The 21160-nt window shown below is 35.0% G+C and carries 14 protein-coding genes, 1 pseudogene and 3 other annotated features; of the genes and pseudogenes, 14 read left to right on the top strand and 1 reads right to left on the bottom strand.

Features of this window, described 5'->3' with window-relative positions:
* Positions 1-69 precede the first annotated feature (69 nt).
* Genes BGI23_RS14290 through BGI23_RS14280 form a run of 3 tightly spaced genes read left to right on the top strand, consistent with a single transcriptional unit; the run spans position 70 to position 1469 of the window.
* Positions 70-375: a YfzA family protein gene (locus BGI23_RS14290; RefSeq protein WP_070806315.1), complete on the top strand. Its 306-nt coding sequence runs from the start codon at positions 70-72 to the stop codon at positions 373-375.
* Between the two features lie 13 nt (positions 376-388).
* Complete coding sequence (locus tag BGI23_RS14285) at positions 389-922, top strand: GNAT family N-acetyltransferase (RefSeq protein WP_070806314.1); 534 nt, start codon at positions 389-391, stop codon at positions 920-922.
* Positions 923-938: 16 nt separating this feature from the next.
* Entirely contained in the window at positions 939-1469 is a 531-nt protein-coding gene (locus BGI23_RS14280) for a cysteine hydrolase family protein (RefSeq protein ID WP_070806313.1), read from the top strand.
* A 189-nt stretch (positions 1470-1658) separates the two neighbouring features.
* Here BGI23_RS14280 and BGI23_RS14275 read toward each other — a convergent pair whose 3' ends face one another.
* Entirely contained in the window at positions 1659-2096 is a 438-nt protein-coding gene (locus BGI23_RS14275) for a YndM family protein (RefSeq protein WP_061182369.1), read from the bottom strand.
* A gap of 150 nt (positions 2097-2246) precedes the next feature.
* Between BGI23_RS14275 and BGI23_RS14270 the strand changes: the two genes are divergently transcribed.
* The 11 genes and pseudogenes from BGI23_RS14270 (at position 2247) to BGI23_RS14215 (ending at position 21101) form a co-directional block, all read left to right on the top strand.
* Positions 2247-5759, top strand: coding sequence for a DUF4020 domain-containing protein (locus BGI23_RS14270; RefSeq protein WP_083322732.1), 3513 nt, complete (start codon positions 2247-2249; stop codon positions 5757-5759).
* Positions 5760-5867: 108 nt separating this feature from the next.
* Positions 5868-6104, top strand: a binding site (T-box leader).
* 54 nt (positions 6105-6158) lie between these two features.
* Positions 6159-6395 (top strand) — a binding site (T-box leader).
* A gap of 195 nt (positions 6396-6590) precedes the next feature.
* Positions 6591-7667: a bifunctional 3-deoxy-7-phosphoheptulonate synthase/chorismate mutase gene (locus tag BGI23_RS14265; RefSeq protein WP_001273582.1), complete on the top strand. Its 1077-nt coding sequence runs from the start codon at positions 6591-6593 to the stop codon at positions 7665-7667.
* Between the two features lie 9 nt (positions 7668-7676).
* Positions 7677-7896 (top strand) — a binding site (T-box leader).
* A 53-nt stretch (positions 7897-7949) separates the two neighbouring features.
* Positions 7950-9122 (top strand): chorismate synthase, encoded by a 1173-nt coding sequence (aroC, locus tag BGI23_RS14260; RefSeq protein ID WP_070806311.1) that lies wholly within the window; start codon positions 7950-7952, stop codon positions 9120-9122.
* Between the two features lie 18 nt (positions 9123-9140).
* Positions 9141-10241: a histidinol-phosphate transaminase gene (gene hisC, locus BGI23_RS14255; protein ID WP_070806310.1), complete on the top strand. Its 1101-nt coding sequence runs from the start codon at positions 9141-9143 to the stop codon at positions 10239-10241.
* Positions 10234-11334, top strand: a complete 1101-nt coding sequence (gene tyrA / locus BGI23_RS14250; RefSeq protein WP_070806309.1) for a prephenate dehydrogenase — start codon at positions 10234-10236, stop codon at positions 11332-11334. Before hisC ends, tyrA begins: the two co-directional genes overlap by 8 nt.
* 16 nt (positions 11335-11350) lie before the next feature.
* Complete coding sequence (gene aroA / locus BGI23_RS14245) at positions 11351-12640, top strand: 3-phosphoshikimate 1-carboxyvinyltransferase (RefSeq protein ID WP_070806308.1); 1290 nt, start codon at positions 11351-11353, stop codon at positions 12638-12640.
* A 153-nt stretch (positions 12641-12793) separates the two neighbouring features.
* A pseudogene (locus BGI23_RS27480) lies at positions 12794-14163 on the top strand (IS1182-like element ISBth7 family transposase); the annotation flags it as partial.
* 222 nt (positions 14164-14385) lie between these two features.
* Positions 14386-15543, top strand: a complete 1158-nt coding sequence (locus tag BGI23_RS14230; RefSeq protein ID WP_070806307.1) for a GNAT family N-acetyltransferase — start codon at positions 14386-14388, stop codon at positions 15541-15543.
* Positions 15544-15853: 310 nt separating this feature from the next.
* The gene (locus BGI23_RS14225) at positions 15854-16420 is read left to right on the top strand and encodes a TetR/AcrR family transcriptional regulator (RefSeq protein WP_001107302.1); all 567 of its coding nucleotides are present in this window, start codon (positions 15854-15856) and stop codon (positions 16418-16420) included.
* 250 nt (positions 16421-16670) lie between these two features.
* Positions 16671-19787, top strand: coding sequence for an MMPL family transporter (locus BGI23_RS14220; protein ID WP_070806306.1), 3117 nt, complete (start codon positions 16671-16673; stop codon positions 19785-19787).
* Between the two features lie 465 nt (positions 19788-20252).
* Positions 20253-21101, top strand: a complete 849-nt coding sequence (locus tag BGI23_RS14215; protein WP_070806305.1) for a P-loop NTPase family protein — start codon at positions 20253-20255, stop codon at positions 21099-21101.
* The last annotated feature ends 59 nt before the right edge of the window (positions 21102-21160 follow it).

The raw sequence follows: 21160 nt of genomic DNA, 5'->3' as shown, positions 1-21160 counted from the left end.
GAAAATTTTAACAAAAAGACTGTGAAAAGTGTATAATTAATAGGATGGAAATAAAAAGGTGGGAGTTAAATGGAACATGAATTATATAAGGCGCAGCCGATTTGGAAACGGACATGGTTTCGCTATCTAGGAGCATTTATAATTGTTCAATTACTATTTATTATTTGTGAGATTACAGGATGGGCACCAAATTTTAAGCCAAGTGGAGAGTTTTTAAATAGGATTTTATATTCTGAATTTTTCACGGAATGGTTCACTCCATATGAAATTCCTCATTTTAATGTATTTACAGCATTTTTTGCGATTACATTGTTACCATACGCATTAATAGGTGCAATGAAAGATTTCACAACAAGGAAAAATATAAATAATTAAAAAGAGGTATTATATGCTATTTCAAAAAGATCATGTATCGGTACGGTACGTAAAAGAAGAGGATGCACAGGTCATTTCAAAATGGTTAACAGACCCAGAAGTCTTGCAGTATTATGAAGGACGAGATAATCCGCAATCTGTAGAGATGGTACTGAATCATTTCATACATAATCCCAATAGTCATGAAAAAAGATGTGTAATAGAGTTTAATGATATGCCGATTGGTTATATTCAAATGTATCCAGTTGATTCTGAGTGGAAAGCATTATATGGCTATGAAGAATCTCAAAATGTATGGGGAATGGATCAATTTATCGGTGAACCAACTTATTGGGAAAAAGGAATTGGAACGAAACTCGTTCAGGCAGCAATTACATATATTATGGAGAACACGGGAGCAAAAGCAATTGCAATGGACCCGAAAGTAAATAATGAACGTGCAATAAAGTGTTATGAAAAATGCGGATTTAAAAAGGTGAAGATTTTAAAGGAACATGAACTGCATGAAGGGGTATTAGAAGATTGTTGGATGATGGAATATAAATAAAAGGGAGCTGCGCGATATGAAAAAAGCATTATTAGTAATTGATGTGCAAGCAGGTATGTATACAGCAGGAATGCCAGTACATAATGGGGAAAAGTTTTTAGAGACATTACAAGAGCTTATTGAGAAATGCCGTTCAAATGATATTCCGGTAATTTATGTGCAACACAATGGACCGAAAGACCATCCGTTAGAAAAAGGTACAGATGGGTGGAAAATCCATGCGGCAATTGCTCCACTAGAAGGGGAGTGTGTGGTTGAAAAAACGACTCCAGATTCATTCCACAAGACGAACCTAAAAGAAGTATTGCAAGACAAGGGAATCGATCATGTTATCATTTCAGGAATGCAAACGGAGTACTGTGTGGATACGACGACGCGAAGAGCGTTTAGTGAAGGGTATAAAGTAACGTTAGTGAGCGATGCACATAGTACGTTTGATACAGAGGTGTTACGTGCTGAAGACATTGTGAAGCATCATAACGTAGTGTTTGGAGCGTTTGCTAATGTTGTTACGTTAAAAGATTTGAAAGAAACTGTCTCTAAATAAGAGGCAGTTTTTTATTAGAGGAAATCGTGTCAAATAATGTCGGTAAGTCGATATCCTTTGTCGAAACGTCGATATATTGCAATAATCGTTGATATATTTGAAAAATCGTCGATATAATTTCACGTATCATAATGAAAACACAAAAAAGGAGCACCACATAATTAAAAAGGGCGCCCCTGCATCAAAATATTACTTCTTCTTATCCTTATCCAATATATTCTGTTCTTCCGCAAACTCCGTACCATATGCGAAACGTCGATTAATATGAATATTATCGTTATGGTGCCTTGTGTGAGAGTTAGAGAAGCGATGAACGATTACTTCTGATAATGTGAAGACAATTGCGGAAAGGATGCTTCCCCATGCAATTTGCATATAGTTGTCTAATAAAATATTACCGAAAATCCATACGCTTAAATACGTTAGTAAGAAATCCGACATAATGGCACCAGTATTGCCAATTCGATTTAAAATAATTTTATCAACGAACATATAAGATACGATTGTAACGAAGAGACTGAACGAAATAATTTGGACGAACGTTGCTGGGAAAAATAAAGCGAGTCCGATACTAAATGCGATAATGCACGATATAAACTTGATAAGCACTACTGTGAAATCATTCAAAATTTACACCTCCGTTTTATCCATAGTTTTGCAATAAATATAAGAGTTCATACATTGTAACGGATATATTTACATAAAACTTTTTCATGCTCATGTTTTGTCTAAATATTAAAAAAACAAAGAAAAAATGTTATAGTAAAATGAGAGTATATGACATTTTTAGGTAAGGGGGAATCCTCGGTGTGGATTACTTCAGAAGTAGAAATTCCAGACGAGTTAATTGATCATCTTGAAAAAGGAAAGTTAGTACTATTTGTTGGAGCGGGAGTTTCTATGAAAGGGAAATCAAACTTACCGAATTTTGATGATTTAGTTGATGAAATTGCAAAGACGTTATATGTCGAAAAACGTGAAATAACAGAACCGCATGATTATTATCTTGGTAAAATTGCGAAAACAAAAGATGTACATCAAGTTGCAAGAGATTTAGTTCATATTGAAAAGTCAAAGCCGAATCCGCTTCATTATGCGATTCCGAGGTTGTTTCCTTTAGATACAGAAGTCCGTATTGTAACAACAAATTTTGATCGACATTTTACAACTGCAATGAAAGAAATGAATAGAGAATTAAACGTATATTACGCACCTGCGTTACCTACAGGTAGAGCGTTTAAAGGACTCGCTTACATACATGGCAATATAGAACAAGAAAAAGAAGCGTTAATTTTAACAGATGGTGATTTTGGAAGGGCTTACTTGACAGAAGGATGGGCAAGAAGATTTTTAGTTGATTTATTCTCGAATTATACCGTTTTATTCGTTGGATATAGCCATAATGACCCAGTAATGAAATATTTAGCAACTGGTTTACCACCAAGTACAAGGCGTTATGCATTTGTCGCACAAGGGGAAAACACGTACCATTGGGAGCATTTAGGGATAAGACCGATTGTGTATCCGAATAAAGGGAATAATCATCAGTCTCTCGTTAAAGCAGTGAAACGATGGGCTGAGTTAATGGGTGATAATTATATTACGAAACGAATGCGAATTCGTGACATAGTAACAGTACCGCCGTCAGTAGAGCAGGAACAATTATCATACATAAAACAATCCATAAAAAAAATTGAAACAGTCCGCTACTTTGTTGAATTTGCTCACGATTATGAATGGGTGGAATGGCTTGAAGCGGAAGGGAAATTACAAAATTTATTTTTAATTACATCAAACTATAACGAGGTAGATGAATTACTGGCAAAATGGTTAGTGGAACAATTTCTTTTTAGTCATCAAAAAGAATTATTTCAATTAATTTTTAAAAATCATTCTAAACTATCTCCATTATTATGGAGAACAATTTGTAGCTACTTAAACGAAACGAAAATGAAAATGGACCCTTTGTTGTTTGCAAGGTGGACACTCCTTTTATTAGAAACAGCTGAAAAAGATAGTAAATCGATCGAAACAATTTCTTACTTACTGCAAAAATGTTCTTTTCCTGAGCATAAAGAAATTGCTTTATTGTTACTAACGTTTATTTTGGACGGCAAACTTAAGTTGAAGCGTGAAAGAAAGTGGGGAAATGATACCGGGGAATCAATAGAACTTGAGGAATCGAGTCGTTTACCCGTGTCTACATTTTCTTTTGTGGAGCAAATTTGGAATGAAAAGATGAAACCGCATATTTCTTATTACGCCGTTCCAATTATGATGATGGGAATAGAGAAGTTGCGGATGTTATCACTAAGGCAAACGGCATTGAAAAAAAGGGATAAGGAAAATGTGGAAAAAGAGTTTCAGCAAAATGATCTTGCATTTTTAATTCAAATTGTAAAAGAATGTTTAGCCTATCTATGTGAAAACGATGAGAAAAAAGCAAATTATTATATTACAGAAATGATAGAAGCAAACAGCATACTTCAAAACCGAATTGCAATTGATGCGATGAATAAAAATATATTTGTTAGCGCCGATGAGAAAATAAAATGGTTGTTACAGGAAGGGATTCTTTTAGATGTCACGTATAAACAAGAAGTTTTTCAACTTATAAAAAATCATTACGCACTCTCTTTAGAAAAAACAAAAGAAGAAGTCATTCAAATTGTACTGAAGGATCTTGCAGAGGAGAGGGCATTTGATGTTTGTTTCGTTTTAGATTTATTATTCAATTGTGATACAAATAGTCCATCTACAGCAAAAGGTTATGAGTTAATGAAGCAAAAACATCCTCACTTTCATTCTGATCGATACAGTGTACAAAAGAAAGAGGTCGCAGAACAAAGTATTACTTGTAATGTAACTGCCGATGGATTATTGCAGCTAAAAGATGAGGAAATTATGAAACAAGTTCAGCAATTTTCTCAAGATGGTGTTTTTGAACAACGTCATTTTTTAGAGATGTTATCGAAAGCATGTAAATTGAATACAGAATGGAGTATTTCATTTGCATATCAATTAGTTGGAATGCACGAAATAAGTAATGAAGTATGGTTTGTTTGTATTAGAGAGTGGCGAAATAACCGAGGACTGACAAATGAACAAATACAAAAAGTTATTCCTCTATTACAGAAATTTGTTAGAAATACAGCTTTTCATTGGTTAATTAGTAGCTTTCTATATGAAATTAGTAATCGATTAGAAGAGTTAGAGGAAAATAGTATACGCAATGTAAAGCGATTTGCTTTTTCGGTATTCCCTCAGGTCATGAAAAGTGACACGGATTTTAAGCTGGCAAAACAAGATTTTTACAATGAATCGATTCAGCATCCTGTTGGGAAAATGACAGCAGTATTATTAAAACTGTTATCATATGATCATTTATACGATCGTAATGTGTATGAATATTTATTTTTGTTTGAAGAACAAGTAAGAATTAGTACAGAACGGACAAATTTTATGATAGCTCGTTTAGTAGCAGACATTACATTTCTTTATCATATTGAGAAGCAATGGTGCCGAAAATATTTGTTACCGTACTTAGAGTTAAAGAAGGAAAATGAGATTACGAAATATGCATGGGCCGGCTTATGTTACACACAAATCAATTTACCTTTATTTACAGAAATGAAGCGATTTATTAAGTACGCGGTAGAACATTTGGAAATATTACATCCGCATACGAGGGAAGCTTTCTTAAAATGGCTCAGTTTTGTATTTATTAAATGTGTACTGTATTGGGAGCAAAAAACAGATTGGTTATACCCTTTACTTATACGAGAAAATGAAGAAAATAAAATTAAATTTATGCAGTTCTTATGCTATTACGTCAAAACGTTAAGTGCAAAAGAACAACAAAAATTTTGGGCAGCTTGGCTCAGTATATTTTTGCGAGAGCGACCGAAAATGGGGGGAATCACAGCTAGAGAATATGTAATGCTTTTACGTATTATATTATTTATGGATGAAATAGTAGAAAGAGGCTTATTGATAATTTGTAAATCATTTTCGGACGTGGGTGGAAAAGGGAATCAAACGGAGTTAAAACAGTTATTTCATGAAATACTTGAGAAGACAGAGAGTATAAAGATGTATAAAGAGTTGTATGCAAACGTATTTTTCACTTCACTGCAAACGCTTCAGGAAGCTAATTTACTTGAAACTGAAATCATTCAAATAAAAGAATTATTAATTGGATATAGAGTAGAAAAATGTGTAATAAATGCAATAGATAATGAGATAATTCGCATCGGAATTGTTCTGGAGAATTTACAAGAAGAAATGTAGAGCAAAAATGTAATTTGAAAAAATATATAAAAAGTTGTTGACAGTGTTTTGAAAAGCGTTCTATAATACGAATCATACTTATTCAATTTCAAAAAACATTTGAATAAACAAAGTGCAATGAAGAGATCACAGTAGTGGTTAGTCTTACTGTAACAGAGAGCTGGTGGTTGGTGTGAACCAGTACAGGGATAATCATGAATTACAGTCTTGGAGCATCTTTTTCGTAGTAAAGATAGTATTGTCTTTATGAAGAAAAAGCGGTCAATTGATCGTTAACAGTGAAGAGAGGTAGACAGAAGTGTAGTCTACAACTAGGGTGGTACCGCGATAAATATCGTCCCTACTGATTTATTCAGTAGGGACTTTTTGTATTTTAGTGGCCCAACTTGAAAATTAAATATGCATGCGTTGAAAGGAAAAGCAGTAGTTGTTGTTTCCCTGTAACAGAGAGCTGGTGGTCGGTGTGAACCAGTACAAAAACAAGAGCGAATTACAGTCCTAGAGCATCTTTTTCGTAGTAAAGATAGTATTTATCTTTATGAAGGGAAAGACGGTCAGATGATCGTTAACAATGAAGAGAGGTAGACGAAAGAAGTCTACAACTAGGGTGGTACCGCGATAAATATCGTCCCTACTGATTGCATCAGTAGGGATTTTTTGTACAAAAAAAGTGGGTTTTTAACTAGTAGATAGTGTCTTTGTACGAATTATTAGTTTAAAATAAGAAGAGGTATCGATTCCACTTTAAATTTGTATAATTGACCAGTTCAGAAAATAGAGAATTTTTCATTCTCTTACTATACTTTTAAAACATTAGAGGAGGATTTCCAAATGGCAAATCATGAATTAGATCAATTACGTAAACAGGTAGATGAAATTAACTTACAACTATTACACCTTTTAAACAAACGCGGTGAAATCGTTCAAAAAATTGGGGAACAAAAGCAAGTACAAGGTACGAAACGTTTTGATCCAGTACGTGAGCGTGAAGTGCTTGATATGATTGCAGAGAATAACGAAGGACCATTCGAAACGTCAACGGTTCAACATATTTTCAAAACAATCTTCAAAGCTAGCTTAGAATTACAAGAAGATGATAACCGTAAAGCATTACTAGTATCACGTAAAAAGAAACAAGAAAACACAATTGTTGATGTAAAAGGTGAATTGATTGGTAACGGAACACAAACGTTCATTATGGGACCTTGTGCGGTAGAAAGCTTAGAGCAAGTTCGCCAAGTAGGGCAAGCAATGAAAGACCAAGGCTTAAAATTAATGCGCGGTGGTGCTTTCAAACCGAGAACATCTCCATACGATTTCCAAGGTTTAGGAGTAGAAGGATTACAAATTTTACGTCAAGTAGCAGATGAGTTCGACTTAGCGATCATTAGTGAAATTTTAAATCCGAACGATGTTGAAATGGCATTAGACTACGTTGATGTAATTCAAGTTGGTGCACGAAACATGCAAAACTTCGATTTACTACGAGCTGTAGGTAAAGTTAACAAGCCAGTATTATTAAAACGTGGATTAGCAGCAACAATTGATGAGTTCATTAATGCAGCGGAATACATCATTGCACAAGGTAACGACCAAATTATTCTTTGTGAGCGCGGTATCCGCACATACGAAAGAGCGACACGTAACACATTAGACATTTCAGCAGTACCGATTTTAAAGAAAGAAACACATTTACCAGTTGTTGTTGACGTAACGCATTCAACTGGACGTAGAGATTTATTATTACCAACAGCAAAAGCAGCACTTGCAATTGGCGCAGATGCAGTAATGGCTGAAGTACATCCAGACCCTGCAGTTGCATTATCAGATTCTGCACAACAAATGGATATTCCGGAATTCCATAGATTCATGGAAGAGTTAAAAGGTTTCAAAAATAAATTATCTTAATTCCATATTATATATGCGCTGAAGAGGAAACAGTAGTGCTTATCTCACTGTTAAAGAGAGCTGATGGTCGGTGTGAATCAGTACAAAGATAAGCATGAATTACAGCCTTGGAGCATCTTTTTCGTCAAGTTTTGATGGGAAAGACGGTCTAATGATCGTTAAAGAAGAAGAGAGGTAGACGAAAGAAGTCTACAACTAGGGTGGTACCGCGATGAACATCGTCCCTACTGAGCGCTCAGTAGGGACTTTTTTGTACAAAAAAATAGTAAAGGGGCAAGAGAAATGAGATACATTACAGCTGGAGAATCACATGGACCGCAGTTAACAGTTATTTTAGAAGGTGTACCAGCAGGTTTAACGCTGGCGGCGGAACATATTAATAAAGAATTATTAAGAAGACAAAAAGGGCACGGACGCGGAAGACGTATGCAAATTGAAACGGATACAGTTGAAATTGTAAGTGGTGTTCGTCATGGGATGACACTTGGCTCACCCATTACGTTAATCGTAAAAAATGATGATTTCAAACATTGGACGAAAGTAATGGGTGCAGATCCAATTTCGGAAAAAGAAAGTAAAGAAATGAAACGTACAATTACGAAACCACGTCCAGGACATGCGGATTTAAACGGGGCAATTAAATACGGTCACCGTGATATAAGAAACGTACTAGAGCGCTCATCTGCAAGAGAAACGACAGTTCGTGTAGCTGCTGGTGCGGTTGCGAAACAAATTTTAAAAGAATTAGGCGTAGAAATTGCAGGGCATGTACTTGAAATTGGCGGAGTAAAATCAAAACATATTTCTAACTTGTCTATTGAAGAAATTCAAACAATTACTGAAAACTCACCAGTTCGATGTTTAGATAAAACAGTAGAGCAAGAGATGATGAATGCAATTGATAATGCAAAAAGTAGCGGAGATTCAATCGGAGGCATTGTAGAAGTCATTGCAGAAGGAATGCCGATTGGCGTTGGTAGTTACGTTCATTACGATCGTAAATTAGATGCAAAACTTGCTGGTGCGATTATGAGTATTAATGCATTTAAAGGTGCTGAAATTGGCATTGGTTTTGAAGCGGCAAGACAGCCAGGAAGTAAAGTGCACGATGAAATTTTATGGGATGAAGAACAAGGATACACGAGAAAAACGAATAATGCCGGCGGTTTAGAAGGCGGTATGACAACGGGAATGCCAATTGTCGTAAGAGGTGTAATGAAGCCAATACCTACATTATACAAACCGTTAGAAAGTGTTGATATTGATACGAAAGAAGCATTCCAAGCGAGTATTGAAAGATCTGATAGCTGTGCAGTACCAGCAGCAGGTGTAGTAGCTGAATCTGTTGTAGCATGGGAACTTGCACATGCACTAGTCGAACAATTCGGAAAAGATCGTATGGAGTTAATTCAGCAAAATATTACGCAACATAATAAATACGCAAAAGAATTTTAATAAAAAGGTGGTTTTAACATGCAAGTAAAAGATCAACTATCATCATTACAACCATATAAACCAGGTAAATCACCGGAACAAATGAAAGAAGTGTACGGAGATCATTCATTTGTGAAATTAGCATCGAATGAAAATCCATTCGGCTGTTCACCACGTGTTTTAGATGAGTTGCAAAAATCGTGGTTGGATCATGCTTTATATCCTGACGGAGGTGCTACAACACTCCGTCAAACAATTGCAAATAAGTTACATGTGCAAATGGAACAAGTACTTTGCGGTAGTGGTTTAGATGAAGTCATTCAAATCATAAGCCGTGCAGTACTTAAAGCAGGAGATAACATCGTAACGGCTGGGGCAACATTCCCGCAGTACCGTCATCATGCAATTATAGAAGGTTGCGAAGTGAAGGAAGTTGCGTTAAATAACGGTGTATACGACTTAGACGAAATTTCTTCAGTAGTAGATAACAATACAAAAATCGTATGGATTTGTAATCCGAATAATCCGACAGGCACATATGTGGATGACCGAAAATTGACTCAATTCATTGAAGGGATTAGTGAAAATACGTTAATTGTCATTGATGAAGCGTACTATGAATACGTAACAGCAAAAGATTTCCCAGAGACATTACCGCTTTTACAAAAACATAAAAACATTCTTGTACTTAGAACGTTTTCTAAAGCGTACGGATTAGCTTCTTTCCGCGTAGGATATGCAATTGGACAGGAAGAGTTAATCGAAAAATTAAATGTCGTACGTTTGCCATTTAACGTATCTTCATTAGCACAAAAAGCAGCTACGATTGCTTTTGGTGATGAGGAGTTTATTGAGGAAATAGTTCGTGTAAATACAGAGGGATTACAACAATACGAGAGCTTTTGTAAGGAACATGATATTCCATTTTATCCATCGCAAACAAATTTCATCTTCTTGCCAGTTGAGAATGCTGGAGAGATTTATGAAGCTTGTGCACACGCAGGATTTATTATTCGTCCGTTCCCAAATGGCGTCCGTATTACAGTCGGAACAAGGGAGCAAAATGAAGGAGTGATTTCAGTGTTACAACAACACTTTGAAAATAAAAAAAGAAAGTCTCGAGATGAGGCAAATGCGTAAGAAGGTAGTATTAATTGGAACTGGTTTAATCGGAGGCTCTCTCGCATTAGCAATTAAGAAAGAGCACGATGTAACGATAACAGGTTATGATATATTTCAAGAACAAGTAGAACGTGCAAAAGAATTACACGTAGTAGATGAAATAGCAGTTGATTTACAGCATGCATGTGAAGAGGCACATTTAATTGTTTTTGCTTCTCCAGTTGAAGAAACGAAGAAGTTATTACACAAATTAGCGTCATTTCGTTTACGAGAAGATGTTATTGTAACCGATGTTGGTAGTACGAAAGGGACGATTATGAATGAAGCGGAAGCTTTATTTTCAAAGGAAGTTTCTTTCATTGGTGGACATCCGATGGCGGGTTCTCATAAAACGGGAGTTGAAAGTGCAAAAGCGCATTTATTTGAAAATGCATTTTACATTTTAACACCGATGCATCATGTGCCAAATGAACATGTGGAAGAATTAAAAGATTGGTTAAAAGGAACAGGGTCACATTTTCTTGTTTTAAATACAGAAGAACATGATTATGTAACAGGAATCGTTAGTCATTTCCCGCACCTTATCGCAGCAGGTTTAGTGAAGCAAGTAGAGAAACATGCAGGAGATAATCCACTTATTCATCAGCTAGCTGCTGGAGGTTTCAAAGACATTACACGTATCGCATCTAGTAGTCCGAAAATGTGGAGTGATATTGTTAAGCAAAATCGAGAGCATTTAATGGTATTATTAAAAGAGTGGATCTCTGAAATGGAAGATTTATATGATACAGTTTCTGCCGGAGATGCAGGCGAGATTCAAAACTATTTTGCGGATGCGAAAGAATACCGTGACTCTTTACCGGTAAGAAAGAGAGGAGCGATTCCTGCCTATCACGACTTATACGTCGATGTTTTAGATAAAGTAGGGGCATTGGCTCACATTACAAGTATTTTAGCGCGCGAAGAAATTAGTATTACGAACTTGCAAATATTAGAAGCACGTGAAGGGTTGCTTGGGGTATTACGTATTAGCTTCCAAAGAGAAGAAGATCGTATGCAAGCGAAACTCGCGCTTGGAGAAGAAAAATACCAAACTTATGAAACAATTTAAATGAGAAGGTGAAAACGTGAAGGAAAGAACAATACAACCTGTTAATAACGGATTAAATGGCAACATTACAATTCCAGGAGATAAATCGATTTCTCACCGCGCTGTCATGTTCGGTGCGATTGCAGAAGGAAAAACAACAATTAAAGGTTTCCTGCCTGGTGCAGACTGTTTAAGTACGATTTCTTGTTTTAAAGAAATGGGAGTAGACATTGTGCAAAACGGTGATGAAGTCACTGTAGTTGGTAAAGGATTAGAAGGCCTGCAAGAACCGAAAGCTGTATTAGATGTTGGTAATTCTGGTACAACTATACGTTTAATGTCAGGAATTTTGGCAAATACACCATTTTTCTCTTGCGTACAAGGTGATGCGTCTATTGCAAAAAGACCGATGAAACGTGTAACAAATCCATTAAAACAAATGGGTGCGAACATTGATGGGCGCGAAGAAGGAACGTTTACACCGCTAACAATACGTGGTGGAGATTTAAAAGCAATTGAATACACTTCGCCGGTAGCAAGCGCACAAGTAAAGTCAGCTATTTTACTTGCAGGGCTTCGTGCAGAAGGTGTAACAGCTGTTACAGAACCACATATTTCACGTGATCATACGGAAAGAATGCTTGAAGCATTTGGCGTTAAAGTGACTCGCGAAGGAAAGACAGTGAAACTAGCAGGTGGACAAAAGTTAACAGCGACAGATGTTCAAGTACCAGGTGACGTATCATCAGCTGCCTTTTTCTTAGTAGCAGGTGCAATTATTCCAAATAGTAAACTAGTATTACAAAATGTAGGCATGAATCCAACACGTACAGGTATTATTGATGTTTTAGAGAAAATGGGTGCTACGTTCACTGTAGAGCCAATTAACGAAGGAGCATCAGAACCAGCTGCAAACATTACAATTGAAACATCTTCATTAAAAGGAATCGAAATCGGCGGAGATATTATCCCAAGATTAATCGATGAAATTCCTGTAATTGCATTAGCGGCAACGCAAGCAGAAGGAATTACAGTTATTAAAGATGCACACGAATTAAAAGTAAAAGAAACGAACCGTATTGATACAGTCGTAGCGGAATTAACGAAACTTGGTGCTCGTATAGAAGCAACTGAAGACGGGATGATTATTTACGGGAAATCAGTTTTAAAAGGAAATACAGTTAATAGTTATGGTGATCACCGCATCGGAATGATGCTTGCGATTGCTGGATGTATCGCAGAAGGTAAAACAACAATTGAAGACGCAGAAGCAGTAGGTGTATCATACCCTACATTCTTCGAAGAACTTCAAAAGTTGGCTAAATAAAGTAATGAGAAGCAGATACAGGATGTATCTGCTTTTTCAGGCTGTGGAGAAAGTCTTTTCCACAGCCTGTTTTTGTGCCACAGCCTGTTTTTGTGTCTGAACCTCTTTTTATGTGTCAACACTGATAAAAAAGAGGAAAAGGAGAGATTTCTTATGATGGGTGCTTTAAAAAATCATCGTGACGAGCGTGTATCTGTTTCTGTAGAAGAGTTGGTTCCACAAGATCATTTCCTTCGTGCAATTGAAGCGACAATTAGTTTTGATTTTATTGAAGAGAAGTTACGCCCTTATTACTGTGAAAACAATGGACGCCCGTCCATTCATCCTATTGTTTTATTTAAGATGATGTTTATTGGATATTTTTACGGTATTCGTTCTGAGCGTCAATTGGAAAAGGAGATTAAAACGAATATTGCCTACCGTTGGTTTTTAGGATTTTCTCTATCGGATACTATTCCTGATCATTCTACAATCAGTTGGAATCGTCGTACTCGTTTTATTCATACAAATATTTTCGAAGAAATTTTTGATGAGATTGTGAGACAAGCGACGGAGCACCGAATGGTAGGAGGACGTGCACTGATGACAGATTCTACCCATATTAAGGCCAATGCCAATAAAAATAAATTTGTACATAAATATAAAAAAGAAAAGGCAAAGTTTTATATAGATGAACTAGAAGCTGCGGTAATCGAAGATCGCGAGGTACATGGAAAAAAGAATTAAAACCTAGAAAGGAAAGTGATACCCCAACCAAAAAAACTCGTATAAGTACAACTGATCCAGATAGTGGGTTTTTAATGAGAGATGGAAAACCAAATGGTTTTCATTTCTTGGATCATCGTACGACTGATGCGAAATACAACATTATTACAGATACCTATGTAACGGCTGGAAATATGGCAGATTCCGAGCCGTATTTAGCACGCCTCCAAGCTCAGATTGATAAGTTCGGATTCAAAGTAGAAGCCGTCGCTCTTGATGCAGGCTATTTTACAGGCTATATCTGTAAGAAATTATCAGAACGGAATATATTTATGGTGATGGGGTATCGCCGATTTGGAAAACGAAATAAAGAAGTACCGAAAAACCAATTTAAATATGTAGAAGAAATGAACGTATTCGCTTGCCCAATGGGATGTATTTTAGAATATGTAACAACGGATCGTGAAGGGTATCGTCAATACAAATCAAATCCAGAAGACTGTGCTGTTTGTCCACTACGTGAAGTCTGCTTTTCGAAGAAACAAAAACAAAAAGTTATCACTCATCATATATGGGAGAAATATAAAGATATCGCTAGAAAAAACAAGCTCACATCTACAGGGAAAAAACTGTATAAAGTACGTTGTTCAACTATAGAGCGAAGCTTTGCGGACGCCAAAGAACTACATGGCTACCGCTATGCCCGGTTTCGAGGGCTGAAGTCTGTCCAAATACAAGCTTATCTCACCGCAGCTTGTCAAAACATGAAAAAAATAGCCCTCCATCTGACCAAAAAGGGTCAGGTGGAGGGCTATTTTTCTAAATTCTATTATTTTATGTTGTTTTTATTAGCTAAAATCAAAAAAGATTCCAGAGTGTTGGGAACCCTAAAGGGTTTCCCAACACTCTGGAGAAGCAGATACAGGATGTATCTGCTTTTTTATATTGAATTTGTGTCGTTAAGTCCATATAATTTCATTCGCCACACTTTAATATTTCGAATTATGGTACAATTCGAATAAGGAATGGAGGAGAAATATATGAACGTTATACGATTAAAGGAAGATAAATTTAAAGAAGCATTACGCTTATCAGAATACGCTTTTCAATATAAAGTAGAAGAGGAACGAATGCAGCAACAAATTATAAAAATGAAAGAAAGTCATGAAGTATACGGTATTATGGAAGGGGAGAACTTAGCAGCAAAACTACACCTTATTCCATTCCATATATACATAGGAAAAGAAAAATTTAAAATGGGTGGCGTTGCAGGGGTAGCAACGTATCCAGAATACAGAAGAAGCGGATATGTGAAAGAATTACTTCAACATTCACTTCAAACGATGAAAAAAGACGGATATACAGTATCGATGTTACATCCATTTGCTGTTGCATTTTACCGTAAATATGGCTGGGAACTTTGTGCGAATCTTCTCGTATGTCATATGACAAAGAGTGATTTAGTTATGAAAAAACAAGTGATTGGTACTGTGAAACGTTTCAATAAAGAAAATCACTCAGAAGAAGTCGAGAAGCTTTATGAAACATTTGCAGAACGTTTTTCTGGTATGCTAGTTCGAAATGAAAAATGGTGGTTACAAGCAGTTTATGATGATTTAACATTAGCAATTTACTATGATGAAAATAAAACTGCAGCTGGCTATATATTATATAAAATAGAAAACTATAAAATGACAATAGAAGAATTCGTTCCATTACATAATGAAGCGAGAAACGGGTTATGGAACTTTATTTGCCAACATGATTCTATGATTAAAGAACTTGAAATGACAGTAAGTGAAAACGAACAGTTGTTATATACATTGCAAGAACCACGTGTGAAAACAGAAATAAAACCATATTTTATGGGAAGAATTGTAGATGTAGAGCAGTTCTTAAAACAATATGAGTTGAACTGGAACAACGTACAGCAAGAAGTAATCTTACATATTACAGATTCATTTGCACCGTGGAATAATGTATCAGTGAGACTTGCAAATTATGAAATAACAATTATAGAAGAACCGATGGATAAAGGGATCAAGCTAGATATAAATGCACTATCTACAATATTGCTTGGATACAAACGCCCATTAGAACTAAATGAATTAGAATTAATTAGCGGAAGCGAAGAGGAAATACAAGCGTTTGAGAAAATAGTTCCGGTACGAGAAGCATTTATTTATGATTTCTTTTAAGTTTTCAATAGGAAATCCGGCTGCCCAAAATCAAATTTTGGGACAGCTTTCTCTTTGATTGTCAGTTTTTGTCGGTAAGTCGATATATTTTGAAAATCGCTGATATAATTGGAGATGCGCCGATATATTCTGAAAATCGCTGATAAAATTAGACTTGCGCTGATATATTCTAATAATCGCTGATATAAATTTATTCACAAACAAGGGATTAAGAACGCAATGATACTTGCCAAACACTTGACTTTTACTCCATGTAATTTATAATTAAAAACGGAATGAATTTTCATTCCTGAAAATAGAGGTGGAAAAAATGGCTAAAAACAAACAAGAGGATATTTTTGATGCTGCGATGCAACTTTTTGCAGAGCGTGGTTATGATGGTACGACAATTCCAATGATCGCTGAAAAGGCAAAAGTCGGTGCGGGTACTATTTATCGCTATTTTGAAAATAAAGAGGCGCTTGTTAACTCATTATTTTCAAAAAGTATGTTAGAGCTTTCTGAAATGATAAAAACGGATTTTCCTGTTGAAGCAAATATTCGTGAACAGTTTAGTCATACGTACAACCGTTTATTTGAATTTGCGAGAAATAATGTAGATGCTTTTTTATTTACAAATTCTCACTGCGATAGTTATTTTCTTGACGAACAGAGTAAGCAAATATTTGACGATTTTATAGGTTTCTTTATGAATATTATTGAAGATGGAATCGCAAAAGGTTTTCTTCGTCCATTGCCTCCAGTTGCTTTAATTATTATTGTATATCAACCACTTGAAAAATTAACGAAAGTAATTGCAACAGGGCAATTAGAGTACTCAAAAGAATTAGTAAAAGAATTGGAAGAAAGCTCTTGGAACGCTATTAGAATCATTTGATTCTATAGCTTTATAAGGACAGGAATGAATATTCATTCCTAAATATAGTTAAAAAATGAGAGTAGGAGAGGGTATTTGTGTAACTAAAGGAATGAACATTCATTCCGAAAAAGTAGTTTAATAGAGTTTATAAAACAATGTAATAGAGCAATAGGAATGAATGTTCATTCCGAAATGGTATTTTAAAAAGGTGGGAATGAATATTCATTCCGAAACTAACATGAAATTTTAATCGCGGGAGATGATGCAAATGAGCAAGCTGAGAAATTGGAGAAGTTTATCTTTTCTATTGTGGATAGTTATTACCATTACAATGATCGTTACGATGCCTAATATGGATAAATTAGTGAAAGAAAAAGGGCACATTACGATTCCTAATACAGAACAAAGTAGTATTGCTGACAAAATGATAAAAGAAATGAATAAAGACGGGACAGAAAAGTATGAGATTATAGCAGTTTTTAATAGTGGTAGTAAAACAGCTTTAACGACTGAACAAAAAGAGGAAATAACAAAAACAATCAATGCTTTGCAAAATGAAAAAGAACAATTAGGAATTAAAGAAGTTGTTTCACATTTAGATAATAAAGAATTAGAGAAACAATTAGTTTCTAAAGATAATACGACTATTTTAACGCAAATATCGATAGATAAAAAACATGGTGAAATATCGAAAGTTTCAAATAATCTTCATAATAAAGTGAAAACGAAAGGGGTAAAAACGTACTTAACAGGAAGTGACTTAATCGCGGGTGATTTTCTTACATCTTCTCAAGAGGGAGTGAAAAAGACTGAAGTTATTTCAATTATTTTCATTCTTGTAATATTAATCATTATATTCCGTTCACCTATTGTTCCCATTGTTTCTCTTCTTACTGTTGGGGTATCATATTTAGTTTCAATGGGGATTATTGCTCATCTTGTAGATCAATTTAATTTTCCGTTTTCTAACTTTACACAAGTGTTTGTCGTTGTTGTCCTGTTTGGGGTAGGAACGGACTATAACATTTTATTATTTACGAGATTTAAAGAAGAATTAAGTAAACAAGAAAACGCATTTTTGGCTACGAAAGAAACATTTAAATCGGCAGGGAAAACCGTTTTATATAGCGGGATAGCAGTACTAATTGGTTTTGCATCTCTTGCTTTAGCGAGTTTTAAATTATATCAATCTACTTCAGCGGTAGCAATTGGTGTCGCAGTTTTATTACTAGTATTAACTACGTTAAATCCGTTTTTCATGGTGCTTTTAGGAAAAGGGATGTTTTATCCCGTTAAAACATTTAAAGGTCATGAAGACAGTCGTCTATGGGGATTCTTTGCGAAAAACTCAGTAGTGAGACCATTTGTAGCTTTAATTATTGTATTCGTGATATCGATTCCTTTCATATTAAAGTATTCTAATACACTTAATTACAACGATTTATTTGAAGTAGACAATAAATATGAGTCGAAAATGGGGATTAACGTAATAGAAGAACATTTTCCACCTGGTTTTTCTTCACCAAGTACGTTAGTCATTCAATCGAATAACAAGTTAGATGAGGCGAGTTCGCTTCAAACTTTAGATGAACTAACTGATAAGATTTTGAAAGTGAAAGGTGTTTCAGAAGTATATTCACCGACACGTCCAACTGGTGATAGGATTAAAGAACTATATATAAATAAACAAGCGGGTGAACTAAATACAGGTTTAGGAGATGCCAATGGTGGTATAAAGGAAATTAATGATGGATTAACTACTGCGAAAGATAAGATGGGTAATAAGGACTCAAATAGTCTTGCAAACGTTCAAAAGTTAATTGATGGAACAAATGAAGCGAAAAATGGTGTATCGGCATTAGGAACAGCTTTAAATCAACTATCAAATGGCATAAATGACGGAGCAAAAGGTGCGCAGCAAATTGAGAGTGGGTTAACTTCAGTAAATGAAAATATAAGTGTATTATCTCATGCAACTTCACAACTTCATGCTGGCTATACGCAGTTAGAAAAAGGTTTAAGTTCTTACGATCAATACTTCGGAAGTATTTCTCAAGCGATTGACGGTGCGAAGAAAGGTTATGAACAAATTGAAATGTTAATGACCAATTTTATTCAAACGAAACCAGAATTAGCAAATGATCCTAACATTCTGCAGACGATAGGAATTGCTAAAGAGGCTCAAAAGCAATTAGGTGGGCTTTCAAATGAATTAAATCAATTAGCAACGCAGCATAAAGCTGCAATGGGCTCATTTAAAGAAGCGAATCAGTCGTTATTGAAAGTGGATAACGGCTTAAAAGAAATGAGCAATGGAGTTACTAAGTTACAAAAAGGAGCAGCTGATCTTAAAAATGGATTAAATGAAGGAGCAACAGGTTCAAAACAAATTGCAAACAAGTCATCTGAGTTACAAACCGGATTAACGAAAATAAACGATGGGCAAGGTCAGCTATTAACCGGACTGAAAGACTTGCAAGAACAGATGGGGCAATTACAATCAGGACTATCTAAAAGTACAGAAGGCCTTGAAAAGGTAAGTAACGGCCTAGGGGATGCTCAGAAATATTTAGGAGAACTAAATGAATCAAAAAGCTCTGAGAAATTCTATACTCCAAAAGAAGTTTTGGAGGGAGAAGATTTCCAAAAAGCTTTGAATACGTACATGTCACATGATAGAAAGACTGCTAAAATGACAATCATTTTAGACGTAAATCCGTATTCAAAAGAAGCGATGCCAGTTATTCAAGAAATCAATAAAACTATAGCTGGTACTTTGAAGGGGACGGAATTAAATCATGCGAAAACAGCAATTGGAGGAACGACAGCTAGAAACGTTGATTTAAAAGAAGTAACAGGGCAAGACTTCTTACGTACAGCTACAATTATGTTAATTGGAATTGCGATCGTACTAATCGTCATTACACGTTCAATATTAAACACCATCTTTATTATTGGATCGTTACTATTAGCGTACTTTGCATCATTAGGGATAAGTGAACAAATTAGTACGCATGTTTTACATGTAGATTCATTAAGCTGGAATGTTCCGTTCTTTAGTTTCATAATGATAGTCGCTTTAGGAGTGGATTATAGTATTTTTGTAATGATGAGATACAATGAGTTAGAAGGGGACCCAGCGACGAAAATTGTAACTGCTTCTCGTCATATTGGAGGAGTCGTATTATCAGCAGCACTAATTTTAGGTGGTACATTTGCTGCATTGATCCCTTCAGGTGTATTAACGCTTATACAAGTAGCATCCGTTGTTGGTGCTGCACTGTTACTATTAGCTATTATTGTAATGCCAATATTGTTACCTGCTTTAATAGGGGTAACGAGTAAAATGAAGGATTATGCAAAGAAATTAAGTGAAAGGAAATAAAAGAATCCACTTTTAAAAGTAACTGGTTCCGTTATAGGATAGAAAATATAAAATAACACACAAATTAGGGATGCAAAGTCACATATGATTTTGCATCCTTTTTTACTGTTATTATAGTGTTTAAGCACGTATATATAGTTAAATTGCACGGGAAGAGAAAAAGAAAACAGTAAAAAACACCAGCGCAACGATTGGGGATTCCTGACAAAGTATTTGATTTAAAAGATATAATTTACTTTAGATAGTTCACTCTGGTGGACTATCTTTTTTAAAAGGTAAATGGAAAGTTTATGTTAAAATAATGATAGAGATTGTGAAAAAATGTTCTTAAGTTAACGATCAGGCTAATTTAAGAAGGATTTTTTAAAGGAAATGTTGAATATCGTGTTTTGAAGGAGTGATTGCAGTGGAGTAAGTAATTTTTTTAATCTTGGTTAAATACTTTGAGGGAAGGGATTTATAGCTATGAATACAAAACTAATAATAGTAGAAGGTTTACCTGGATTCGGAAAATCGACCACTGCAAAGCTAATAAATGAAATTCTAAACCAAAATAAAATTGAAGTTGAACTATTTTTAGAGGGGAATTTGAACCACCCCGCCGACTATGATGGTGTATCTTGTTTTAATAAATTTGAATTCGATAGATTAGTATCTAACAGTGGAGATTTTAAAGAAGTTCTTCTTAAAAGAGTTTTAAAAAAAGGAAGCAATTATTTATTACCATACAGAAAGATAAAAAATGAGTTTGGTGACCAGCTTTCGGACGAATTATGTAACGATATTTCAAGAAACGATATATATGAATTGCCATTTGATAAAAATGTTGAATTAATTACTGACAAATGGCATGATTTTGCTGAAATTGCTCTAGAAGATGATAAGGTTTATATTTTTGAATGTTGTTTCATACAAAATCCATTAACGATTGGGATGATTAAATACGGTGAACAAAAAGAAAAAATAATAAATTATGTAATGAAAGTTGCAAAAATCATAGAGAATCTAAATCCAATGTTATTCTATGTAGAACAAGATGATCTTGAATTTTCATTTAGGAAGGCATTAAAAGAAAGAAATCCAGAATGGTCCACAGGAATTGTCGACTATTACACGAATCAGGGCTATGGGAAAGAACATAACCATTCAGGGGTAGAAGGAGCGATAAAAGTTCTTGAAGCTAGAAGGAATTTAGAGTTAGAAATATTCGATATGTTAAAAATGAAAAAAGAAAAAATCAATAATACAAAATATGAAATTGACTCATATAGATCAATGTTAAAAGATAAATTAACAATACAAATGGTGAAATAGCTTTTTACACTAACTGGTGCTTTAGTTGGAGAAAGAAATAAAAACGCTCAGAATATTTT

Source organism: Bacillus sp. ABP14 (assembly GCF_001831375.1).
Taxonomy (GTDB): domain Bacteria; phylum Bacillota; class Bacilli; order Bacillales; family Bacillaceae_G; genus Bacillus_A; species Bacillus_A paranthracis.
This window is presented reverse-complemented; position numbering and strand designations above follow the sequence as displayed.

What these genes read in the sequence shown, in the direction of transcription:
- BGI23_RS14220 (WP_070806306.1), top strand. Translation starts at nt 16,671, where the DNA reads ATGAGCAAGCTGAGAAATTGGAGAAGTTTATCTTTTCTATTGTGGATA.
- hisC (WP_070806310.1), top strand. Translation starts at nt 9,141, where the DNA reads ATGCAAGTAAAAGATCAACTATCATCATTACAACCATATAAACCAGGT.
- tyrA (WP_070806309.1), top strand. Translation starts at nt 10,234, where the DNA reads ATGCGTAAGAAGGTAGTATTAATTGGAACTGGTTTAATCGGAGGCTCT.
- BGI23_RS14230 (WP_070806307.1), top strand. Translation starts at nt 14,386, where the DNA reads ATGAACGTTATACGATTAAAGGAAGATAAATTTAAAGAAGCATTACGC.
- BGI23_RS14265 (WP_001273582.1), top strand. Translation starts at nt 6,591, where the DNA reads ATGGCAAATCATGAATTAGATCAATTACGTAAACAGGTAGATGAAATT.
- BGI23_RS14215 (WP_070806305.1), top strand. Translation starts at nt 20,253, where the DNA reads ATGAATACAAAACTAATAATAGTAGAAGGTTTACCTGGATTCGGAAAA.
- BGI23_RS14225 (WP_001107302.1), top strand. Translation starts at nt 15,854, where the DNA reads ATGGCTAAAAACAAACAAGAGGATATTTTTGATGCTGCGATGCAACTT.
- BGI23_RS14270 (WP_083322732.1), top strand. Translation starts at nt 2,247, where the DNA reads ATGACATTTTTAGGTAAGGGGGAATCCTCGGTGTGGATTACTTCAGAA.
- aroC (WP_070806311.1), top strand. Translation starts at nt 7,950, where the DNA reads ATGAGATACATTACAGCTGGAGAATCACATGGACCGCAGTTAACAGTT.
- BGI23_RS14285 (WP_070806314.1), top strand. Translation starts at nt 389, where the DNA reads ATGCTATTTCAAAAAGATCATGTATCGGTACGGTACGTAAAAGAAGAG.
- BGI23_RS14280 (WP_070806313.1), top strand. Translation starts at nt 939, where the DNA reads ATGAAAAAAGCATTATTAGTAATTGATGTGCAAGCAGGTATGTATACA.
- BGI23_RS14290 (WP_070806315.1), top strand. Translation starts at nt 70, where the DNA reads ATGGAACATGAATTATATAAGGCGCAGCCGATTTGGAAACGGACATGG.